This window comes from Acinetobacter pseudolwoffii (assembly GCF_002803605.1).
In the GTDB taxonomy this organism is placed as follows: domain Bacteria; phylum Pseudomonadota; class Gammaproteobacteria; order Pseudomonadales; family Moraxellaceae; genus Acinetobacter; species Acinetobacter pseudolwoffii.
This window is the reverse complement of the sequence record NZ_PHRG01000002.1, coordinates 263,366-285,825: the sequence shown is the minus strand read 5'-3', so window position 1 is coordinate 285,825 and position 22,460 is coordinate 263,366. Positions and strand designations below refer to the sequence as shown.

Annotated in this window: 19 protein-coding genes and 1 tRNA gene; 11 read left to right on the top strand and 9 right to left on the bottom strand. The window is 43.4% G+C overall.

Features of this window, described 5'->3' with window-relative positions; genetic code table 11:
• Positions 1-6: 6 nt before the first annotated feature.
• From rlmE to CWI32_RS06005, 4 genes are all read left to right on the top strand, one after another.
• Positions 7-657 (top strand): 23S rRNA (uridine(2552)-2'-O)-methyltransferase RlmE, encoded by a 651-nt coding sequence (gene rlmE / locus CWI32_RS06020; RefSeq protein ID WP_005097715.1) that lies wholly within the window; start codon positions 7-9, stop codon positions 655-657.
• A 132-nt stretch (positions 658-789) separates the two neighbouring features.
• Positions 790-2,679 carry an ATP-dependent zinc metalloprotease FtsH gene (ftsH, locus tag CWI32_RS06015; protein ID WP_034608943.1) on the top strand — a complete coding sequence of 630 codons (1,890 nt, stop codon included), beginning with the start codon at positions 790-792 and terminating at the stop codon, positions 2,677-2,679.
• A gap of 169 nt (positions 2,680-2,848) precedes the next feature.
• Complete coding sequence (gene folP / locus CWI32_RS06010) at positions 2,849-3,700, top strand: dihydropteroate synthase (RefSeq protein WP_005097712.1); 852 nt, start codon at positions 2,849-2,851, stop codon at positions 3,698-3,700.
• Positions 3,701-3,808: 108 nt separating this feature from the next.
• The gene (locus CWI32_RS06005) at positions 3,809-4,123 is read left to right on the top strand and encodes a DUF5713 family protein (protein WP_074383398.1); all 315 of its coding nucleotides are present in this window, start codon (positions 3,809-3,811) and stop codon (positions 4,121-4,123) included.
• 32 nt (positions 4,124-4,155) lie between these two features.
• Here the strand turns inward: CWI32_RS06005 and CWI32_RS06000 are convergent, their stop codons facing one another.
• From CWI32_RS06000 to CWI32_RS05990, 3 genes are all read right to left on the bottom strand, one after another.
• Complete coding sequence (locus tag CWI32_RS06000) at positions 4,156-4,839, bottom strand: hypothetical protein (RefSeq protein ID WP_100329093.1); 684 nt, start codon at positions 4,837-4,839, stop codon at positions 4,156-4,158.
• 91 nt (positions 4,840-4,930) lie between these two features.
• Positions 4,931-5,016: transfer RNA gene (locus tag CWI32_RS05995), tRNA-Leu, on the bottom strand.
• Between the two features lie 168 nt (positions 5,017-5,184).
• On the bottom strand, positions 5,185-5,913 hold the full coding sequence (locus tag CWI32_RS05990) for a hypothetical protein (RefSeq protein WP_100534866.1): 729 nt from the start codon (positions 5,911-5,913) through the stop codon (positions 5,185-5,187).
• Between the two features lie 174 nt (positions 5,914-6,087).
• Here CWI32_RS05990 and CWI32_RS05985 point away from each other — a divergent pair, with 174 nt between their 5' ends.
• Complete coding sequence (locus CWI32_RS05985; protein ID WP_100534865.1) at positions 6,088-6,594, top strand: hypothetical protein; 507 nt, start codon at positions 6,088-6,090, stop codon at positions 6,592-6,594.
• Between the two features lie 52 nt (positions 6,595-6,646).
• Here CWI32_RS05985 and CWI32_RS05980 read toward each other — a convergent pair whose 3' ends face one another.
• The 3 genes from CWI32_RS05980 to CWI32_RS05970 form a co-directional block, all read right to left on the bottom strand.
• Positions 6,647-6,928 (bottom strand): hypothetical protein, encoded by a 282-nt coding sequence (locus CWI32_RS05980; RefSeq protein ID WP_005097706.1) that lies wholly within the window; start codon positions 6,926-6,928, stop codon positions 6,647-6,649.
• A gap of 46 nt (positions 6,929-6,974) precedes the next feature.
• Positions 6,975-8,297, bottom strand: a complete 1,323-nt coding sequence (gene paeA / locus CWI32_RS05975) for a polyamine export protein PaeA (RefSeq protein ID WP_005097704.1) — start codon at positions 8,295-8,297, stop codon at positions 6,975-6,977.
• Positions 8,298-8,424: 127 nt separating this feature from the next.
• Positions 8,425-9,414, bottom strand: coding sequence for a LysR family transcriptional regulator (locus CWI32_RS05970; protein ID WP_005097703.1), 990 nt, complete (start codon positions 9,412-9,414; stop codon positions 8,425-8,427).
• A 662-nt stretch (positions 9,415-10,076) separates the two neighbouring features.
• Between CWI32_RS05970 and CWI32_RS05965 the strand changes: the two genes are divergently transcribed.
• The 4 genes from CWI32_RS05965 to CWI32_RS05950 all read left to right on the top strand — a co-directional run bounded on the left by CWI32_RS05965 (position 10,077) and on the right by CWI32_RS05950 (position 17,168).
• Entirely contained in the window at positions 10,077-11,678 is a 1,602-nt protein-coding gene (locus tag CWI32_RS05965) for an isocitrate lyase (RefSeq protein ID WP_005169883.1), read from the top strand.
• 258 nt (positions 11,679-11,936) lie between these two features.
• Positions 11,937-15,038, top strand: a complete 3,102-nt coding sequence (locus CWI32_RS05960; RefSeq protein ID WP_100534864.1) for a multidrug efflux RND transporter permease subunit — start codon at positions 11,937-11,939, stop codon at positions 15,036-15,038.
• 133 nt (positions 15,039-15,171) lie between these two features.
• On the top strand, positions 15,172-16,512 hold the full coding sequence (gene mgtE, locus CWI32_RS05955; protein WP_005097697.1) for a magnesium transporter: 1,341 nt from the start codon (positions 15,172-15,174) through the stop codon (positions 16,510-16,512).
• 74 nt (positions 16,513-16,586) lie between these two features.
• Complete coding sequence (locus CWI32_RS05950; RefSeq protein WP_100534863.1) at positions 16,587-17,168, top strand: DUF4112 domain-containing protein; 582 nt, start codon at positions 16,587-16,589, stop codon at positions 17,166-17,168.
• Positions 17,169-17,250: 82 nt separating this feature from the next.
• On the opposite strand, the gene htpX is transcribed toward CWI32_RS05950, so the two are convergent.
• Complete coding sequence (gene htpX, locus CWI32_RS05945; RefSeq protein WP_005097694.1) at positions 17,251-18,156, bottom strand: protease HtpX; 906 nt, start codon at positions 18,154-18,156, stop codon at positions 17,251-17,253.
• Positions 18,157-18,331: 175 nt separating this feature from the next.
• Positions 18,332-19,204 (bottom strand): lytic transglycosylase domain-containing protein, encoded by an 873-nt coding sequence (locus CWI32_RS05940; RefSeq protein WP_005097692.1) that lies wholly within the window; start codon positions 19,202-19,204, stop codon positions 18,332-18,334.
• A gap of 499 nt (positions 19,205-19,703) precedes the next feature.
• Between CWI32_RS05940 and ttcA the strand changes: the two genes are divergently transcribed.
• Both ttcA and CWI32_RS05930 read left to right on the top strand, forming a co-directional pair.
• Complete coding sequence (ttcA, locus tag CWI32_RS05935) at positions 19,704-20,630, top strand: tRNA 2-thiocytidine(32) synthetase TtcA (RefSeq protein WP_005097691.1); 927 nt, start codon at positions 19,704-19,706, stop codon at positions 20,628-20,630.
• A 203-nt stretch (positions 20,631-20,833) separates the two neighbouring features.
• The gene (locus CWI32_RS05930; protein WP_004280536.1) at positions 20,834-21,220 is read left to right on the top strand and encodes an SCP2 sterol-binding domain-containing protein; all 387 of its coding nucleotides are present in this window, start codon (positions 20,834-20,836) and stop codon (positions 21,218-21,220) included.
• Positions 21,221-21,316: 96 nt separating this feature from the next.
• On the opposite strand, the gene CWI32_RS05925 is transcribed toward CWI32_RS05930, so the two are convergent.
• Complete coding sequence (locus CWI32_RS05925) at positions 21,317-22,432, bottom strand: MltF family protein (RefSeq protein ID WP_005097690.1); 1,116 nt, start codon at positions 22,430-22,432, stop codon at positions 21,317-21,319.
• Positions 22,433-22,460 lie beyond the last annotated feature (28 nt).

Here is a 22,460-nt window from a genome sequence, read left to right as displayed (position 1 = left end):
AGAGTTATGGCTACACGCATTACCAACCAAAAGTTATCTAAAAGTAGTCGTGATTGGATGAGAGAGCATTTAGACGATCCTTATGTGAAAAAGGCACAAAAGGAAGGCTATCGTGCGCGTGCAGCATATAAGCTCTTAGAAATGCAAGAAAAGTATAAAATCATTAAACCTGGTATGACTGTGGTCGACCTGGGCGCAGCGCCAGGCAGCTGGTCACAGATTGCCGGTAAACTTGTTGGCGATAAGGGTTTATTGATTGCATCTGATATTTTACCAATGGATGCTTTACCAGATGTCACTTTTCTGCAAGGTGACTTCCGTGAAGAAGAAGTTTTCCAAAAACTGCTAGAAATTTTAGATGGTCGTACTGTAGACGTTGTAATTTCAGATATGGCCCCCAATACATCAGGTAATAAGGCTGTAGATCAACCGCGTCAGATTTACTTGTGTGAACTTGCACTGGATTTTGCCAATAAGGTGCTAGGCCCTAAAGGTCAATTTGTGGTAAAAGTTTTCCAAGGCTCAGGTTTTGATGAATTCCGTAAGCAAGTGGTTGATAGTTTTGATATTCTGAAAACATCTAAACCCTTGGCATCACGTGCTCGCTCTAAAGAAGTTTTCCTGATCGGGCAGGGACGCAAGAAGGCTTTAAAATAAGTCTACTTGCCAAGTCGTTAAAAATTGTGCATTTTGTACGTTTTCAGATAATTGTAAGTTAATTTACAGCTTAAGTATTAAGGTCACCCTGAACAGGGCATGATCAAATTAGATTGGAATGGGAATAAAGCTTTGAGCGATCTTTTTAAGAATGCCGTATTGTGGCTCGTGATACTGGGTGTGCTGGTGTTAATCTTCAGCAACGTCAGTGACCGCAATCAACCGACTACAATGAACTACTCAGAGTTTGTTGCCGCGGTCAATGCTGGCCAAATTAAACAAGTTGTTATTGACGGCGAAAGAATTCGTGGCGAAAAATCAAACGGTTCAGAGTTTGAAAGTATTCGTCCGGCAGTTCAGGATCCTGAGCTGATGCCAAGCCTCATTAAAAATAATGTTGTGGTCGAAGGTGAAGCACCACAACGTCAAGGCTTGCTCATGCAGTTGCTTATTGCAAGTTTCCCTGTGCTTTTAATCATTTTGTTATTCATGTTCTTTATGCGCAACATGGGTGGCGGTGCAGGTGGTAAAAACGGCCCAATGAGTTTTGGTAAGTCTAAAGCCAAAATGTTGTCTGAAGACCAGATTAAAGTCACTTTCGTCGATGTTGCCGGTTGTGATGAAGCCAAGCAAGAAGTGGTTGAAATTGTCGACTTCCTGAAAGACCCAACCAAATTTAAACGTCTCGGTGCAAGTATTCCACGTGGTGTTTTGATGGTCGGTCCTCCAGGTACAGGTAAAACCTTGCTTGCCAAAGCCATTGCCGGTGAAGCTAAAGTGCCATTCTTTAGTATTTCAGGTTCTGACTTCGTGGAAATGTTTGTGGGTGTTGGTGCATCGCGTGTGCGTGACATGTTCGAACAGGCAAAACGTCATGCACCATGTATCATCTTTATTGATGAGATTGATGCAGTCGGTCGTCACCGTGGTTCAGGTACAGGCGGTGGTCACGATGAACGTGAGCAGACGCTGAACCAGATGCTGGTGGAAATGGACGGCTTTGAAGGCAATGAAGGTATTATCGTGATTGCTGCAACCAACCGTGCAGATGTACTGGATAAAGCATTACTTCGTCCAGGCCGTTTTGACCGTCAAGTTGTGGTTGGTTTGCCAGACATCAAAGGTCGTGAACAAATCCTGAATGTGCATTTGAAAAAACTGCCTTCAGTCACAGGGGTCGACGTTAAAGTACTTGCACGTGGTACACCGGGCTTCTCGGGTGCGCAATTGGCCAACCTAGTGAATGAAGCTGCTTTATTTGCTGCACGCCGTAACAAGAATACTGTCGATATGCATGACTTCGAAGATGCAAAAGACAAACTGTATATGGGGCCTGAGCGTAAGTCGATGGTGCTGCGTGATGAAGAGCGTCGTGCGACGGCTTATCATGAAGCAGGTCATGCGATTGTTGCTGAAAGTTTGCCGGGTACAGACCCTGTGCATAAAGTCACCATTATGCCGCGTGGCTGGGCATTGGGCGTGACCTGGCAGCTACCTGAATTTGACCAAACCAGCCATTATAAAGACAAAATGTTGAATGAACTTTCTATTTTGTTTGGTGGTCGCATTGCAGAAGAAGTCTTCATTAACCAAATGTCGACAGGTGCTTCAAACGACTTCGAACGTGCAACTAAAATGGCACGTGCGATGGTGACCAAATACGGTATGTCTGACAAAATGGGCGTCATGGTCTATGAAGAAGATGCACAGCAATCGTTTATGGGCAGTATTGGTAGCCGCAGTATTTCTGAAACGACCCAGTTAGAAGTCGATCGTGAAATCCGCCGAATTCTGGATGAGCAATATAAAGTCGCACGCGATATCTTGGAAAGTAAAAAAGATATTGCCCATGCGATGGTCAAAGCCTTGATGGAATGGGAAACTATTGATCGTGATCAAATCCGTGACATTATGGAAGGTCGTGAGCCTCAACCGCCAAAAGTCTATGTTGCAGAAAATCCTGTGATTGATGTAACCCCAGATGATGGCCCGTTGACGCCACCGCCATTGCCAGCCAACTAAGTTAAATAAAAAACCACCTTCGGGTGGTTTTTTTATGTCAGTCATTTTTATGATAATTTCCTGAATGCTATATTTAACTCAAAACTAATGGGCAAATGTCTTATCGAGCTTTGCTTTATTTCTCTATCCATAAGACAATATTCGAATTATTGTGAACGAGGATGGAAACATGCAGCTGATGCCTTTACGACCACATGTATGGACATTTGGTGAGTTAAAACTGGACTTATCTCAGCCGCATGTGATGGGAATTCTCAATGTCACCCCCGACTCATTTAGTGATGGTGGTCGGCATAATCAAAAAGAAGATGCAGTTGCACGTGCGCTGGAGATGATGGCTGAAGGTGCGACCGTAATTGATATCGGCGGGGAATCGACCCGTCCGGGTGCTGCTGTGGTAGACGTAGAGGAAGAGATCCGCCGCGTGGTGCCTGTGGTTGAAGCCTTAGCAAAACATGATGTTATTCTCTCGATTGATACTTCACAACCAGAAGTGATTCGTGCAGCGGTTCAGGCCGGAGCGCATATCTGGAATGACGTCCGTGCTTTGACCCGCCCCAATGCTTTAGTAACAGCCGCTGAATTGAATATTCCGGTAATCATTATGCATATGCGTGGTGAGCCGACCACCATGAACAATCTGGATCAATATGAGGATGTCACTACCGAGGTGATTGGCGAACTATCTCAACGTGTGCAGGATGCATTGGATGTAGGAGTAAAAGCCGAAAATATCATGATTGATCCGGGTTTTGGTTTTGCCAAGAATGCCCAGCAAAATCTCAAGCTGCTTCAAGAGTTTTATAAATTGACAGAAATGGGTTATCCGATTTTATCTGCTTTATCACGGAAACGTTTTATTGGGGCTGTTTTAGATGGCGCAGAACCACAGGCGCGTGCGGTGGGGTCGGCAACAGCACATTTGCTCAGTATTCAGCAGGGCGCCTGTATGGTACGGGCACATGATGTGAAAGCGACAGCGGATGCGATTAAAGTCTGGCAAGCCATGCAGATGGCGTAGACATTGATGGCGGGAAAGTAAGCATCTGGCAATGTTGTTTGGCTTTCAGGCAACAATATGCTATATAGGCACGCTTAGATTAAATTGTCATCTTTTAGAGTGCCTGTAATGTTTGCAGATTTACTTCTCCCCATGTTCGATGATGCGTATTATCCCGATATTCTGGTTGCTGAAATCAAACAGCACATCGAACATTTTGCCCAAAAAGTCGCTAAATCAACTTTGTCAGATCAAGAAATTTACCAGCTTGCCCATCTGACCGTTGCTGATATTAATGCCATGAAACCGCAGTTTGAAGATCTGGATTCATCTCTGGATGATACCGCTGCAGATTATATTGCCGAAGCCATGATGATGGTGGTGCAAGAGCACGGGTTGTTCGAGATTGAAATGGAAGAGCTGATTACCAATCGTGAATGGTGATCGATAAAACCCTGCTACTGCAGGGTTTTTTATTATTTGTAGAAATAGTCTTTAAAACTTTTAAAGCGAATCGAGCTGAGTAATTTTTGCTCTTCATGCATGCATTGCTGATAAAGATTCTGGTAATAAGCTTGCAGATTTGACTGGTCCTGAATCGGTTGCGGTGTTTTGGATCTGGACTGTTGATAGGCCCAAAAGGCCAGCTGCCGCAGTTTTTGCAGTTTGATCTGATCAATTGCACTACAAGAACTTTTAAATAAAGGTTCTAAGGTGACAGCGCCAAAAGAGGAAAGCGCTAAAATGATCATGCTGATGATCACCAGCATATCTGAATGAATTACATACAGATTCAGCAATAAAACCAGAAAAATCGGAATTTGCAGATACAGACAGTTCTGCAAACGCTGACTATAGGCTTTGGAGCTGAATTGTGCCTGATATTGTGCATACCAGATATAGGGATAAAGCAGGGCCATTAACATGATCAAGGTGACATTAAAGGCGATCGTGGCATTCTTGAAAAAATAATATTCCAGAAGTACTGAGCTGATGCTACAGGCCACGCAGATTAAAAGAGACAGTAAATTAATCGCGATCACAAACTGGAGATTTTGCAGGGCATTAAATTTGAAGCGGCTATAACGCAGCTTCAGGAAAAAAGCGTCTGGATGGCGTAATTGTAATGTGGCGAGATCGAAGTATTTTAATTCTGACATGAGGATTTCGCGCTAAAAGAATAAAATTCAGGCACAAAAAAACCAGCCTAATGCTGGGTTTTCTATTGCACCATTTTAATAAAGATTAAAATGGTGCCCGAGGCCAGACTCGAACTGGCACGCTTTGTGGGCGGGGGATTTTAAATCCCCTGTGTCTACCGATTTCACCACTCGGGCATGTGCGCAATAATAGAGGACGAAATAAAGCTTGGCAAGCACATTTCTAAATGATTGCTTTCTTTTCAAGCAATTCCGTGGCTTCTCTCTAAAAAATTAGCAGATCAATCTGTTTTTAAGCCCCTTATTAGAAATATTCAAGATGGCTAATCAAAATAATAGAGCGAACTATGAGTTCTCGTCCAGATAACTGTCGACATCCAGATGCTTGATGGTTTTACAGTATTGATGCTCATGTTTCAGCAGTTGGATATATAACTCGGCATAGTGATTTAATTGCTGTTTTAGTTCGGCATGCTGAGGATGATTGTTTGAACAAAAACGTAATTTTAGTCGAAGCATACAGGTCTGTTTATAAGCCCAGAAGCAGATTCTACGTAATTGTTGCAACTGATAATGTTCAGTATTTTGGCTGTTTTCCCGGAACAAGTTTTCCCGATAAAAACGGATAAAGCCAAAGCTGACTCCAAAAAAGAATAAACTCCACATCAGCAGGCTACTTTGTACAAAAAACAGATTTAAGGTTTGTAGTATAATCACCACAGCCATCTTGATTGGGGTATGGCGTAATAACTGATATAGCGAATAAGAAGAATGCTGAACCTGTTGCAGAATTAAGGTGAGACTCAACATCAGGAACAACAGTATCGCCAAAATGGCATAACTTTGCGCCTGAAATTCGCTCACTTGCACAAAAGATTGCTTTATGACGTCACCGAACATCAAACTGACGGGAATAAAAATCATGGCCGCCAAGACCCAGGGAATCAAAAGCTTGGCTTTATCCCAGATCCCACGGATTTTGATCTGGCTATAGAACAGGTAATTGCCTTTAAATGCAGTCGGATACTGTTGTTGAAGTTGCTGCAGCAACAAAGTCACTTGGGTAGTGGGCATCATCCAGAGATTGATTCAGAAATAGACACAGGCACTATAGTCGATTTGACGCAGAATCACAGGACAAATCCATTTTCAGCGCTTATCATTGCTTTAATCACGAAGATTTTAGTTTTTTAGCCACGAATTATGCGAAAATAGCCGATTCAAGATTTATTTTTTTAAGGACAGTTTATGACTGATCAATCTCCTGAGGCGTTAAGCGACATCGAAATTTTAGACATCCTGCAAAGCATGAAAAAGGATGAACTAAATACTGAGGCGAAAGAAGTGATTCGTCAGGGTGGTAAAGCTGGTCGTCAGGAAGCGCATAAAGAAGCGTTAGTGGCATTGAATCAGTCATTTGAAGACAAATTTGTCGAAGCGGTATCTTTGGCTTTGGGCCTGAATACGGCACAAATCAAAAAAATCCGTTATAAAAAAGACCGCGTCCGTATTTTAAAAGCGCGCGGAATTGATTATATGGCGATTGATGGTGCTGAAACTGCACAGGTACTGTCACAAATTGCCCAAGCAATTGTGCGTGAAGACGCGATTGTTACCCATGACCTGCATAATATTTTCCCATTCTGGAAAGAAGGCTGGCCTATGGTGCAGTTCGACAATGCTTACAAGATTCTAGAAGATGATATCCAGATTCACTATCAAGCTGTTTTAGATGCATTGTTAACAGAGATCTAAGCACCTCAATAGATGTAAAAAAGCACCGTTAGGTGCTTTTTTATGATTGAATTTACTGGTTTGAATAAAACAAACTTAAAATAAAACTGATAGGAACGATAAATAGTCGTCCCCATAAAATCAAAGGTATGGCTAAATACTGTCCCCAACTCATGGTTCGGTCATAATGGCCACGGTGACGCTGGTAACCATAAGGGGTAATGATGCAAGCAAAAATCAATAAAATGATCGCTAAAAACAAAAACAGCGGATTTTGTTGTTGAGCAAAAAAGAAATAGATTAAATACAGTCCTGAATAAAAACTAAAACAAGCCAATAGCGCAGAAATGGACATCACTCTATCCTTATGATTTTTATTTTAAAATAGAAGAAGAATCAGATTATTCTGATTCTTCCTGAATTAATGGATTGATTTCAATGATCCGAGTCACCAGCAACTGGTCAATCTTGAAATGATCGACATCGACGACTTCAAATTTATAACCGGCATGAATGACGGTATCGGCAGGACGCGGAATTTTACGCAGCTTGAACATCATAAAACCAGCCAGTGTTTCGTAATTTTCCTCATCTGGCATTGAGTCGATTTCAAGCGCATGTTTCATGTCTTCAATTGGCGTGCTGCCTTCAATCAACCAGGAATTATTGTCACGCTTAATAATTTGCTGATCGGCTTCAATTGGTGTCACCCAGTCGCCCATTACAGTAATCATAATGTCGGAGAGGGTAATTACCCCAACCACCAGCGCATATTCATTAATGACGACGGCAAATTTTTCCTTGGTCGAGCGAAAACGGTCCAGGACTTCCGATAAAGTTAAAGTATCCGGAATGGTCAGGACATTACGGATGGTATTTTCATTTAACTGTAGCAGCGACTGGTTATTCAGAATCCGCACCAGAATATCTTTGGCATCGACATAGCCAATCACACTGTCGATATCATTGCTACACACCAGAAACTTGGAATAGGGATATTCCGCCAGCTTTTGCCGAATACTTTCTTCTGGTTCATTTAGGGTAAAGAACACCACATTCTCACGGGTAGTCATACTCGAAGGTACATTACGCTCTTCCAGCTCGAATACATTTTCAATGAAATGATGTTCCTGTTTTTGCAGTACGCCAGCCTGTGCACCTGCATCCATCACTGCGGAAATATCATCAAAGGTAATATTATCATCACGAATGGTATTCACTTTAAACAGACGGAACAGCATGTTGGCAATAACATTAATGAGCCAGGCCAAAGGCTTACAGACTTTAATGAAAATCTGAATGGGTTCAATGACCGAGACTGCAATCTTTTCTGGCGCAATCATGGCCAAACGTTTCGGCATCAAGTCTGCAAATAGAATAAATAAAGAAGTGACGACAGTGAAGGAAAGTGCAAAGCTAATATTTTCAGCCCAAGGACCCTGGTAAAAGCGGGAAACAAAATTAAAAATATAAGGACGGAAGGCTCCTTCACCTAAAATACCGCCAAGAATGGCGACTGCATTTAAACCGATTTGAGAGGCTGCAAAGAAGTCAGCAGAATTTTCTTGTAGATCTAAAACTTTTTGAGCGCGATGTTCACCCGATTCAGCCAGAATTTTCAGTTTGACTTTACGGGCACCTGCGAGGGCGATTTCTGTTAAAGATAAAAAACCGGCCCCCGCGATGAGTATTAAGATAATCACGATATTTTGTAAGAGGCTCACAAATCCACCTGTGGATGAATAGTATCTTGGGATATTTTTAACACAAAAAAAGGCTTGAGGTGTAAAAACTACCTCTCAAGCCTTCAAAGTATAATCTTAAAAAATAAGAATTTAGAAGAATTTGAGTTTAATAGTGTGAAAATTGAGAATTATTGCTCAGGAATTCACGATTTTCTTCCTCAATCATTTGACGCGCAACATACAAAATCAGCTGACGTAACCAGCGATGTGCAGGGTGATGATGCAATAGAGGGCACCATGCCATTTTGAGTTCAAATTCGGGAATATAAAATGGAGGATCTTTCAGAATTAAATTATGATTCTTGGCTTGCAGGCGTGCGATCCGTGAAGGCAGGGTTGCCACCAGATCGACATTGGAGGCCAATAAACCTGGCATTTGATAATGACGGGTAAAGACCGAGATTTTACGTTTCTGGCCAATACGTTCCAAAGCCTGATCGATCCAGCCTAAACCGGCCTGTTTCTCCGGGTTGACCCCGAAGCCCACACCCATACCGGTTTTAGAGACCCAGATATGCTGTGCATCCAGATAGCTTTTTAAGTTCAGGTTGGTTGCAGCGGGGTGTTTATTGTTTAATAAACAGGAAAAACTGTCACGCCAGACCAGAACCTGATGAAAACTTTGCGGTATTTCATTAAAACGGTTAATCGCCAGATCAACTTTGCCTTGTTCCATGTCACGATAAGACACATCACTCGGGGTTAGAAAGTCCAAGACCACGTTCGGTGCTTCTGAGCGTAAGGCTTTGACCAGCCGAGGAACCAGTGTCGCTTCGGCATAATCCGAGGTCATAATCCGGAAGACACGATTTGACGTATAAGGACGGAACTCGGTACGCGGTTCCAGAATCATGGACAAGTCAGCCAGCGCATCGCGGATACGTGGCTGTAACTCAAGTGCACGTTCTGTTGGTGTCATGCCTTCAGAAGAACGGATCAGGAGAGGATCATTAAATAAATTGCGTAATCGGCGTAAAATATTACTCATGGCAGGCTGGGTAACGCCCAATTGTTCGGCTGCACGGGTGACATTTTTTTCGCGAAGAAGTACATCAAGATAAATTAATAGATTGAGATCGACCCGCTCCAGATTCATAAAAGAAATACCGAGAATAAATACAAGAAATTATGCTGATTATGCCATAACTGCCGGGCTTTGTGTAAAGCGCCGATGAAAAAAAAGCCATGATAAAGCAGATAAAATCTAGGGAATTTATGCAGGTTTAAGCTGAATAATTAACGATTTTATTCGACTGAGTAGAAGCACGGGCTAAGCAAAGATTCAGTATTTTCATGTATGCAGATCAACAGCTCCATAACCAAGCTTTAAACTTTAAAAATACAGGTGTGAGTGCGTGAATAATTGCGTGAAAAGTATGCTATCTTGATAAATGCTTCAGCCTAAGAAATAATTCAAAATCATGATTATTTTTTAATAAAAGTGGATTTGAGCCAAGCCCAGACTTAAGTCTAATGAAGTATTTTTAAGCAGTATGAGTGAAAAACGATCAGTTTTATTTTAGTAAAATATAAAATAAAACAATATCTTATTTTAACATCACAGGATTATACTAAGACTTTCATCTACTCATTTTTTAAATAAATACTGAAGATTCTTGCAGACTATTGGATTAATTTTCATAAGCCCACTAATCTTTAGCTATCCCAACGGACCGGCGAAAATCTAAACAAGTTACTGAGGGTGTGATTTGAACGGTTCGTTGCAGAAAAATCCTAATATTATTACAGGAAAATATCATGACTACATACCAAACAGCGATTGATGCAATCCGCGAATTGAAAGCGAAATTCGGTAACACTTGGGCAGACATCAGTCCTGAAGATGCTGCGCGTATGCAAATCCAAAACCGTTTCAAAACTGGTTTAGACATTGCGAAATATACCGCGGCAATTATGCGTCGTGATATGGCTGCTTATGATGCAGACTCTAGCAAATACACTCAATCATTAGGTTGCTGGCATGGTTTCATCGCACAACAAAAAATGATTGCGAACAAAAAATACTTCGGTACGACTGAACGTCGCTACATTTACCTTTCTGGTTGGATGGTTGCAGCACTTCGTTCAGAATTTGGTCCACTTCCTGACCAATCTATGCACGAAAAAACTTCTGTTCCTGCATTGATCGAAGAAATCTACACATTCTTACGTCAAGCTGACGCGAAAGAATTGAACGACTTGTTCCGTGCACTTAAAAAAGCACAAGAAGCAGGCGACACTGCTAAAGCAGCTGAATTGACTTCACAAATCGACAATTTCCAAACTCACGTTGTGCCAATTATTGCGGACATTGATGCGGGTTTCGGTAACGAAGAAGCGACTTATCTTTTAGCTAAGAAAATGATCGAAGCGGGTGCATGTGCACTACAAATCGAAAACCAGGTGTCTGACGCGAAACAATGTGGTCACCAAGCTGGTAAAGTAACTGTGCCACACGAAGACTTCATCGCGAAAATCCACGCACTTCGCTATGCATTCCTTGAAATGGGTCTTGACGACGGTATCATCGTTGCACGTACTGACTCTGAAGGTGCTGACCTGACTCAAAAAATCCCAGTGGTTAAAGAGCCAGGCGACATCGCTTCTCAATATATCAGCTACTTGGAAACATCTGAAATTGATATCGCTGATGCACAAGAAGATGAAATCCTGATCAAACGTGATGGCAAACTTCACCGTCCTAAACGTCTTGCTTCTGGCTTGTACCAGTTCCGTGAAGGCACGCAAATTGACCGCGTTGTACTTGACTGTGTAACCAGCTTGCAAAATGGTGCGGATCTTCTTTGGATCGAAACTGCGACACCAAACGTTGCTGAAATCGCTCACATGGTAAACCGTGTGAAAGAAACAGTTCCAAATGCGAAACTTGTATACAACAACTCACCTTCATTCAACTGGACGCTTAACTTCCGTCAACAAGCGTATGACCGTTGGGTTGCTGAAGGTAAAGACGTTTCTGCTTACGACCGTGCTAAGTTAATGAGCGCTGAGTACGATGCAACTGAACTGGCTGCTGAAGCTGACGAAAAAGTTCGTACCTTCCAAGCAGATGCTGCGCGTGAAGCGGGTGTGTTCCATCACTTGATCACACTTCCGACTTACCACACAGCTGCACTTTCTACGCATGAACTTGCTCAAGGTTACTTCGGTTCTGAAGGCATGTTGGCTTATGTTGCTGGCGTACAACGTAAAGAAATCCGCGGCGGTATCGCATGTGTTAAACACCAGGCAATGGCTGGTTCTGACATCGGTGATGACCACAAAGAAATCTTCGCTGGTGACAATGCATTGAAAGCTGGTGATGACGCTAAAAACACAATGAACCAGTTCAGTGCTTAATCTGCTGAATTGATTCACCAAAAAACCCTGCATCTGCAGGGTTTTTTATTTGGAAAAATGCTATTAATAAATAGGAAATGGCAACCTCAAGAAAGTATTCAAGTGAGATCATCCATAATTTCTCCATGATTGGTTTTTATCACAGTTATTATGTGTTTAATTCTTGCATTCTACTGCTATGTCACTGAATATTTAGATATAGCTTGCTCGTATTTGGTCTAAATTCATCCCTCTTTAATTAAAAAGTGACTCGGACTTATGCTGTCTAAATTTTTTATCCACCGCCCGATCTTTGCTGGGGTATTGGCGATTGTCGTGATGGCGATTGGCCTGTTCGCAGTGATGAACCTGCCAGTGGAACGTTATCCGGACATTGCCCCGCCACGGATAACGGTGGCAGCAACCTATAGTGGCGCTTCTGCGGAAACTGTGGAAGAAAGCGTGACCCAGGTGCTGGAGCAGCAGATTAAAGGGATTGACCATTTACTGTATTTTAGTTCGAGTAGTGATTCTTCAGGGCGCAGCCGGGTCAGCATCAGCTTTGAAAATGGTACCGACCCCGATACAGCACAGGTTCAGGTACAAAATGCGATTAATGGGGTATTGAACCGTTTACCGGAAGATGTCCAACGCCAGGGCGTTAACGTGTTTAAATCTCTCGGCGATACCCATATGGTGATCAGCCTGTATGATGAGTCCGGCCGCAGTAACAATATTGAACTTTCTGATTACTTGATGACACATCTGGAGCAGGACATTTCCCGGATTGAAGGCATTGGTGAAGTCGATGTTTTTGGTTCTCAATATGCGATGCGGATCTGGCTGGATCCAGGAAAACTCAAACAGTATAAGCTGATGCCAAGCGATGTTCGTGCCGCCATTGAAGCTCAGAATACTCAGGTGGCTGCGGGCGCGATTGGGGATTTGCCGGCAGTGGATGAACAATACCTGAATGCTAAAGTCACCTCGGGTTCCCGTCTAAAAACCGTTGAAGAATTCCAGAATATTATTGTCAAATCGGATCGTGCCGGTAGTTTTATTTATTTAAAAGATATTGCACGGGTCGAACTTGGTGCTGAAAGTTATCAGTCTTATAGCACCAATAATGGTTATCCTTCGGCAGGTCTTGGAATTTCTCTGGCCTCAGGTGCCAATGCCATTGCCACCTCAAACTTGATTAAAGCTGAAGTTGCCCGTATTTCCCAGCAATTACCCGAAGGCTATAAAATTGCCTACCCACGAGACAATACACCCTTTGTACAAGAGTCGATTAAAGAGGTGGTCAAAACCCTGATCGAAGCGATCATTCTGGTTATCATGGTGATGTTCATTTTCTTGCAGAACTGGCGTGCTACTTTGATTCCTACCGTAACGGTGCCGGTGGTGATTTTGGGAACCATGGCGGTGCTTTATGCACTGGGCATGAGTATCAATACCTTAACTTTATTCGCTTTGGTTCTGGCCATTGGTCTATTGGTTGATGATGCGATTGTGGTGGTAGAAAACGTGGAACGGCTGATGCATGAACAGCATTTGTCTGCCAAAGAGGCGGCGTTAGAGTCCATGCAGGAAATTAGTGGGGCATTGGTCGGAATTACCTTAGTTCTAACCGCAGTCTTTATTCCGATGGCGTTCTTTGGCGGTTCTACCGGGGTGATCTACCGACAGTTCTCCATCACTTTGGTTGCGGCCATGTCCTTATCCTTATTGGTGGCCTTGATTCTAACCCCAGCACTGTGTGCGCTCATTCTGAAACCGAATCCAAAACCGGCAAAATGGGCGGCATGGTTTAACCAGAAGCTGGATCATTTAAAGCATCGTTATCTGCATCTTTCCAAAGTCACGATTCAGCATCAGGTCATTTGTTTACTGCTTTTTGCCGGCTTGATCTGTGTCTTTGCACTGTTTTACCGTGCTTTGCCAACCAGTTTTTTGCCGAGTGAAGATCAGGGGATTTTAAGCCTGCAAATCAAAGTGCAGGAAGGTGCTCCGATGAAAAATACCATTCAGGTCGGAGAAGAGGTTCGTAAATATTTTCTGGATCAGGAACAGGCCAATGTCAGCCTGGTGATGATTCGTTATGGCCGCAATTTCTCGGGAACTGGCCAGAATCTGGCCACCGGTTTTGTGGCATTAAAACACTGGAATGAACGTTCCGGTCAGGACAATACCGCACCCGCGATTCGTGAACGGGCTTTGAAGCATTTTCAAAGTAACCCTAATGCACAAATCAACGTATCCATGCCCGCGTCAGTCAATGGTCTGGGACAAACCGATGGTCTGGATTTCTGGATTCGGGATATCAATGGTAATGGCCGGCAGTATCTGGAACAGCAATTTCAGGCACTGGAAGCTCAGGCTGGCAATTATGCAAGCTTTGAAAATCTGGGTAAACGTTCTAATCCTGAAAAAGCCGAACTACGCGTCAATATTGACCAAAAACAGGCCATGGCCAATGGTCTGACCCAAACGGCAATTAACAGCACCTTATCTAGCGCTTGGGGTGGCAGTTATATCAATGACTTTATTGATCGCGGCCGGATTAAACGGGTGATCATGCAGGGCGATGCCGAATTTCGTTCCAAGCCGGAAGATCTGGCACAATGGCATGTCCGTAATGACCAGAATCAAATGGTGCCTTTTAGTAACTTCTCGCAAGTGGACTGGAGTGGTGGTCCGGAAGTGGTCAACCGTTTCATGGGCTATACCGCACTACAGATGGAAGCGGATCGGGCTCAAGGCAGCAGCTCCGGTCAGGCCATGCAGGATGTAGAGGCGCTGATTGCTGAACAGGACGGCGTAGATGTGGTCTGGAGCGGTTTATCCTTTGAAGAAAAACAGTCCAATAATCAGGCCATCTGGCTGTATCTGATTTCGATAGGTTTTATTTTCCTGTGTCTGGCCGCATTGTATGAAAGCTGGAGTATTCCAACGGCGGTAATGTCAGCAATTCCTCTTGGTATTGGCGGCAATATTATTTTCAGTTATTTGGCTGGCTTCCCGAATGATATCTATTTTCAGATTGCCTTGCTGACCACCATTGGCTTGTCCTGTAAGAATGCCATTCTGATTGTGGAATTTGCTTCGCTGGCACAGCAACAGGGCAAATCGGTGGTGGAGGCAGCATTAGAAGGTGCTTCCTTGCGTCTGCGTCCGATCCTGATGACTTCCTTGGCTTTTGGCGCCGGGATTTTACCTCTGGTCTTTGCCACGGGAGCAGGTGCGGTAAGCCGTCAGGAAATTGGTGTCAGTGTATTCGGCGGCGTAATTTTTGGAACCGTGCTGGTGCTAATTTTTATTCCCTTTATGTATGTGATGATTCGAAGTTTAATGGCTAAAAAAGAACCGGTTGATTCATGATCGTGCGCTCAGAAAAACAATCCATAGCCTGACTCAATCCGGCTGTGATGATTTAGATGCACTGAGAGCAGGGGTAATGTTCGGAGGATGATGCTAAAATCCACGCCTTTGCGCTTATAACCATGGACTGCCTATGCCGAAAATTTCAGAAAAAATACAGCATATTCAACAACAGATCCGTTCTGAAAACCATGCTATGGCGATTGGCTTATTAAATGAGCTGAATGTCGCCGATCAGGCCAGTATTTTAAAAGGTTTGAAGTTAGAAGAACAGATCCGGATTTTTCAGGAACTCAAAGAACCGAGCCGGGTATTCGAGTTTATGCCACTCAGCCAACAAGTCAGTCTGGCTGAGCAATTACCGGTCGCACAGATTATTGCGATTTTAAATGCGCTCGATTCGGACAACTTTGTCGATGTTTATAAACGATGTTCTCCACAGCTGCAGCAGCAGCTCATGGCAAAATTGTCCGAAGCGAGTCGGCAAACCCTAAAAGATCTGGCGATTTATCCTGAAGGGACTGCTGGTGCGCTGATGAGCTCCAGTTTTGTTTCTTTGCATCAGGATCTGTCGATTCATGACGCTATCCAAATGTTGCGTGTGGTGGCCGCAGATCAGGAAACCCTGTATCTGATTTATATTGTTGATGAGCAGGACCAGCTGATCGGGGTAGTCTCTTTAAGGCAGATGATTCAGGCCAGTCCTGAAACCAGCATTGCCGAGATCATGCAAAGAGATGTGATTTACGCCAAGATTGGGGATGACCAAGAAGACGTCGCAAAAACTTTAACCTATTATGATTTTATGGCTTTGCCCATTGTCGATGAGCATAAAAAAATTCTTGGAATTGTCACTTATGATGATGCCATGGACATCATGGAAGCCGAAACCACCGAGGATATTTTAAAGTCAGGGGCGGTTGAGCCTTTAACTGAGTTAAGTTTAAAAACTGCGCCTATTTTTACACTGTACCAGAAGCGCGTATCTTGGCTGGTGATTCTGGTCTTTGGCAGTCTATTGTCCGGCATTGGCATTGCACATTATGAAGAGACCATTGCCGCGCATATTGTTCTGGTTTTTTTCCTGCCATTGCTGGTGGGCAGTGGCGGTAATGCCGGCTCGCAGTCGGCGACCTTGATGGTGCGTGCTTTGGCCACCGGTGATGTAGAGTTTAGAGACTGGTTTAGCCTGCTCAGCCGGGAAACCTTGGTGGCGTTGTGTCTGGGTGGCACCATGGCACTGGCTGTCTCGGTGTTGGGTTATGTCCGAGGGGATATCATGGTGGCTGTGGTTCTAGCGATCAGTATGCTCGGCATTGTGCTGATGGGCTGCCTGATTGGCATGAGTCTGCCTTTTATTCTGAACAAGTTTAAGATGGATCCGGCCAGTGCCTCTGCACCTTTGGTGACCTCTATTTGTGATGCCACCGGTGTGATTATTTATCTATTTGTTGCTTCCAAATTATTGTTTTAATTCACAGATTGCTACAACTTTGGTCTCAAAATAATTTATGCTGATGAAAGTCAGCCCTATTTTTGGAATCACATATGCCTGAGCCTGGACAAAAAACAAAACTGAGTCAACAAGAGGTCATTCGTCTGGAACGTGATCTGGCCAAGTTTGCCAACATGATGGATTCAGTGGTACGTATTCCATTTACCAAGCAAGGGGTAGGGGTAGATGCCGCGCTGAGTACGATTCCGGTCGCTGGAGATATCGCCGGCTTTGTATTGACCTGTTATGCCATTCATAAGGCCAAACAGATTGGGGTGCCGAGTGCCAAGCTGAATCCGGTCATGAAACTGGCGGTGATGGATGTGGTGGTTGGATTTATTCCAGTGGCAGGCACCATTTTTGATATTTTTATTCGTCCCAGTCGCAAGGCGCTTGATGTGGTGCATGTTCATATTCGTGAAGAATATCAGATTCACAGTGATCGACATGTGGTACACCCTTTTTTGCATGAAAGCCTGGAACGCAAACAGCAGCAGTCTGTATTTTGGCGCAATCCTGTAGTGGCCTGGATCTGGATTCATATCCCGGATATTTTAGGCGCCTTGTTCCTGATTCTATTTGTTTTTGCGATTGGGTGGGGTGCGATGGCGTTGTATCAGTGGATCAGCGCATAAAGGCCTATATAAATAATGAATAATTGAATCCAATAAAAAAGCCTGCAAGTGCAGGCTTTTTTCAATCAATGAATAGTATTACTTAAGCACAATCAAGCTGTTGTAGTGCAGCAACACGTTGTTCGATGCTTGGATGCGTCTGGAACAAGGCAGCAAGGCTAAAGCCTTCTTCTTTACCCGCAGAAATCGCAAATGCTTTCATTTCTTTCGGCATGGCATCTGGCATTTCAGACTCTGCCTGTAAGCGCAATAATGCTGAAATCATAGCCTGTTTACCTGCCAAGCGCGCACCTGCTTCATCGGCACGATACTCACGCTGACGGGAGAACCACATCACAATCGACGACGCCAGAATACCGAATACGATATCCAGTACGATGGTAATTACAAAATAGGCAATACCCGGTGCTTCACCTTCTTCACGACCAAAAACGTTACGGTCAATAAAATCACCCGCGACACGTGCGAAGAACATGACGAAGGCGTTCACAACACCCTGAATCAGTGCCAGAGTGACCATATCACCATTGGCGACGTGACCAATCTCATGCGCCAATACTGCACGAAGCTCGTCTTTGTTCATACGCTCAAGCAGACCAGTCGATACGGCTACTAAAGCATCGTTTTTATTCCAGCCAGTGGCAAAGGCATTGGATTGATAAGATGGGAAAATACCCACTTCCGGCATTTTAATGCCTGCACGCTGAGAAAGTTGTGCAACTTCATGGAGCAACCAGGCTTCAGCTTGGTTACGAGGTGCATTCGGGTCAATCAGTTCAGTACCCGTGGTCTTTTTCGCCATCCATTTAGACATGAACAGGGAAATCATTGAGCCAACCATACCGAACACGAAACAGATGACCAGCAGGTTGCCTAGATTCAAGCCACCTGCGCCATGGTAACTACCGACACCGAAGAGTGACAAGATAATGCCAGCTACAACCAGTACCGCGAGGTTGGTTAGCAAGAACAAACCAATCCGCATCATTGAGAAATCCTCTTATTACAGAAAAATAATCTGATTATTGAATGTAAATCATTGAAATCAATATGAGGTGAAATCGATAAGATTTCAAGAAAAAAATAGCAATTCGCTACAAAAAGACAGTATGTTTTTTGTCCATATTGAAAGATAGGTCTTTAAAAACAAAGCTGTTTCAAAATTACTCACTTAAATATATTTTTGCAGATGCTGTCGCATTGGCAGTGGCATAAGAACCCATCGGTGCATCAGTGAAGCTACCATCTGCTCGTGCAATGATCTGACGCTGATATTTTGCCGCCTGAACATTGGATGCCGTCGTGGTTTCAGTTGAATAATTGGCAGAGCTGGCAATGACACGACCAGTATCAGAGGAAGCGGTATATGTACCACTGGTGCTGCCCAGTCCCTGTGCGTACAAGTTCTGATAACGGCTGCTGACACGGCGGACATAGTCCTGAGTTTCACGAAAAGGTGGCACACCCTTATATTTGGCCACATTGCCTTCGCCGGCATTATAACCTGCCAGTGCCAAGGTGGTATTGCCATTAAAGCGTTTCAATAACCAGGCCAGATATTTGGCCCCGGCCATAATATTCTGCTGCGGGTCATAGGCATTGCTGACATTAAAACGACGTGCTGTCGCCGGCATGAGTTGCATCAGGCCTTGTGCACCGACTGGAGAGCGAGCCTGTACATTAAAACCGGACTCGGTATGCATCACGGCTTTGATCAGGCCTTCAGAGACACCATAGGTTTGCGCTGCCTGGCGAATAATCGAATCATAAGCATTTTTATTTCTACTATAGCTCGGCAAGACCGAAGCTTCACTGGAACCCCAATTGCTATAACTATGAATATTACTGTCTGGATAATAGGTCTTCTTTTCAACCTGAAGATGGTTATAGCGACTTTTCTTATTGGTTAATAAGGTGCTGCCATTGCTATCGCGCAACTGATAAATGGTTTGACCGGCATAGACCAACTGGCAACAACTCGCCAATAGCACAGCACTGATTCCATGACACCCCAAAACACGCAAATTTATTTTCATTGTTTATATTAGGTAAACACAATCGAGAAAAATTTAATGATGAGTTTAACAAAAAATTACGGAATGAAAAGACTTGTACGCTGCATTTATAAACGAGTTTGTAAGTGCAAGCCATTTTTTACATTTTAGAGTTAGAAAAAAAATATGATTTAATTTAAAACCTTAGGGTTGACAGGTTTAACTAGTTGATTTTTATTAATAATTAAATTGGTTAAAAAGTGATCAATTTAAAGAAAAGCCTTATCTTTTGAGACGAAGAACTTGTCAAGTGCGTTTCAATCCACAAAGTTATCCACAGCTTTTGTGGACAACTGTGGAAAAGTCCAAAAACTAGGCATCTTGCTGATTAATTGAACTGAAACGTTCAATATATCAATCTAAATAAAACATGAAAATGAAACTAATATGACATTTGCATGAAAATAAATTCTTTTGATGCGATGCGGGCCTGAATCGGCTAAAATTGCGCGGTATTTTTATTTATGGGTGAATCTCGTCTATGTACTCGCCAGTTGAGTCCGAACAAGGATTTAATTTCAAACCTGAACTGCCAACAAGCTCAGCCTACTATCGTTTGTTGAAGAAGCTGCGTCGCCAGGTCGGACATGCCATTCGTGACTTCAAAATGATTGAAGAAGGCGATAAGGTCATGGTGTGTATTTCAGGTGGTAAAGACAGTTACACCCTGTTAGATATCATGTTGCAGTTCAAGCGTATCGCACCGATCAACTTTGATGTCGTGGCGGTGAATCTGGATCAGAAACAGCCAGGCTTCCCGGAAGATGTATTACCACGTTATTTAGAAGAAAATAACATTCCGTATTACATTCTGGAAAAAGACACCTACAGCATCACCAAAAAGTTGACCCCGGAAGGTAAGACTTATTGCGCCGTCTGTTCGCGTCTGCGCCGTGGCTCTTTGTATGGCTTTGCCCAGGAAATTGGTGCGACCAAGGTTGCGCTGGGGCATCACCGTGATGATATTCTGGCGACCTTCTTCCTGAACCTGTTCCATGGCGGCAGCTTGAAGGCCATGCCACCAAAACTGTTGTCTTCTGACAAAAAGAACATTCTGATTCGTCCACTGGCTTATGTGGAAGAAAAAGACATCATCAAATATGCAGAAATGCGTCAATTTCCAATTATTCCATGTAATTTATGTGGCTCTCAGGCGAACCTGCAGCGCGCAATTATCAATGACATGTTACGTGATTGGGATAAGGCACATCCAAAACGTCTGCACAGTATTTTTGGTGCATTGCAAAATGTCTCGCCATCACAGCTGGTCGATCGTGAATTGTTTGACTTTGAAGTGCTGGACAGCCAGCGCGAATTTGACTTCAAAGACAGCTGTTCGACTGAAGAAGCGCTGGAAGGCGAGAAACGCCGGATTAATATGGTCAATCTGGGCTTTGCCGCAGAATAATTTCAGCACACAGATATCAGCCTTCGGGTTGATGTCTGTATGAAAAACAAATAAAAATAGAACTACAAAAATTGAACGACGCGTACAAAATTCGTTAGCCTTTGCGCTAATGATCATGATATAACAAAGCACGAGCATAATAGCTTCAACATGATGTCGTCTGGATAGTCGACACAAATGAACAAATAATTTGAGGAAAGATCATGCCTGCTTTTTTAACTGATGATTGGTTTTCAACTGTAGAAACACTTACTGCGCAAGCTGGTGATTTAAACTTGCCACCAGCTTTGGCGAACCTGGCGATTAATTTGGTTGTAGCGGACACTACAGGTAATACTGAACTATCTTTAGATGGTGGAGCAATTAAAAAAGGTTTGTCTTCAAATGCCAAAACGACTTTGAATATGGACGGCGAAACGTTACGTAAAGTTTTTCTGGAGTTTGATATGGCCGCAGCCATGCAGGCATTTATGACCGGTAAAATCAAAGTACAGGGTGATATGTCTCAATTGATGGCACTTCAAACTGCCAAACCGAGTCAGGAACAAAAAGATCTATTCAAGAAAGTACTTGAAAATACGACAGCTTAATTTTGCTGAACATCAGCTGAAATGAGCACAAAAAAAGCTTACCTTTGAGGTAAGCTTTTTTATCGCCGGATAGAATAAAATCCAGCTCATCAGACCTTAGATATTCACCAATTGTGGTGTGGTCTTGATGTGTTCCAGATAAGCACGAATACGGGTTACATATTGTACTGCCTGACGATAGCGGCCGTTATTGGCTTTATTCTGATCCAGATAGGCATAGAGGTTGACCCAGTTATTTGGATTCTTGCCTTGTGACTGAATGCGTTTTTGTAACTGATTCACTGCACCTGGGCCCATATTATAAGCGACCAGTGCAAACCAGTTGCGATCTGGATAAGGAATATGCTCATAGCGGCTCAGCATTTGATCATAATACTTGGCACCACCCTGAATGCTTTGGGCTGGATCGGTACGATTGCTCACACCCATTGCTTTAGCAGTGCTATTGGTCAGCATCATCAAACCGCGAACACCTGTCGGAGAGACTGAGTTCGGTTTCAGATAAGATTCCTGATAACCAATGGCAGCTAATAAATGCCAATCTAGATCATATTGCTGCGCTGTCTGTTTAAAGCTTGCTTTATAGATCGGTAACCGGTTGCTCAAATCACGTTGAATGGCTGTCCAAGATTCCTCTTTCACCACATTCTGATTATAAAATGAAGCAAGCTGCTTGATGGCACCACTTTGTTTGCCTTTACAGATAAAAGCACTAGCAGTCTGGCTCAAGGGATCTGTGGCAGATTTAAATACCAGATTTAAATTGGTATTCAAGCCATTACTCACCAAAATAGACTGATCACCACAGGTGGCGGAGAATGAAGTCAGGCGCTTATTTTCAATTTCACCTAAATCGGTGGTGGTCATGGCCAGATTGGCTTTGCCCTGAGCAACCCATTGCAGTGCAGTGGCATTATTCGGGACAATTTTAAAATCCAGTTTCACATTCAGACTGTTGGCATAGTTGCGCACCAGGTCATAACCGAAGCCATGCAGATGTTGTCCATCCTGAAATACGGTGGTCGGATTTTCGACTGCAACCACGGTCAGCTTATTGCTATTGACCACATGATCAAACTGAAGTGTGGTCTTACTTGCATTGATACTGTGAAAGGGAATAAATGCAGTGCTCAGTACAAGTGCTTTCAAAGGGAGAGAAGAAATTACAGATCGTAGGCAAAGCCTCGACCCAGTGGATGAACTACTGTGCATGTTGTCTCCGCTACAAGTAATTTATGCC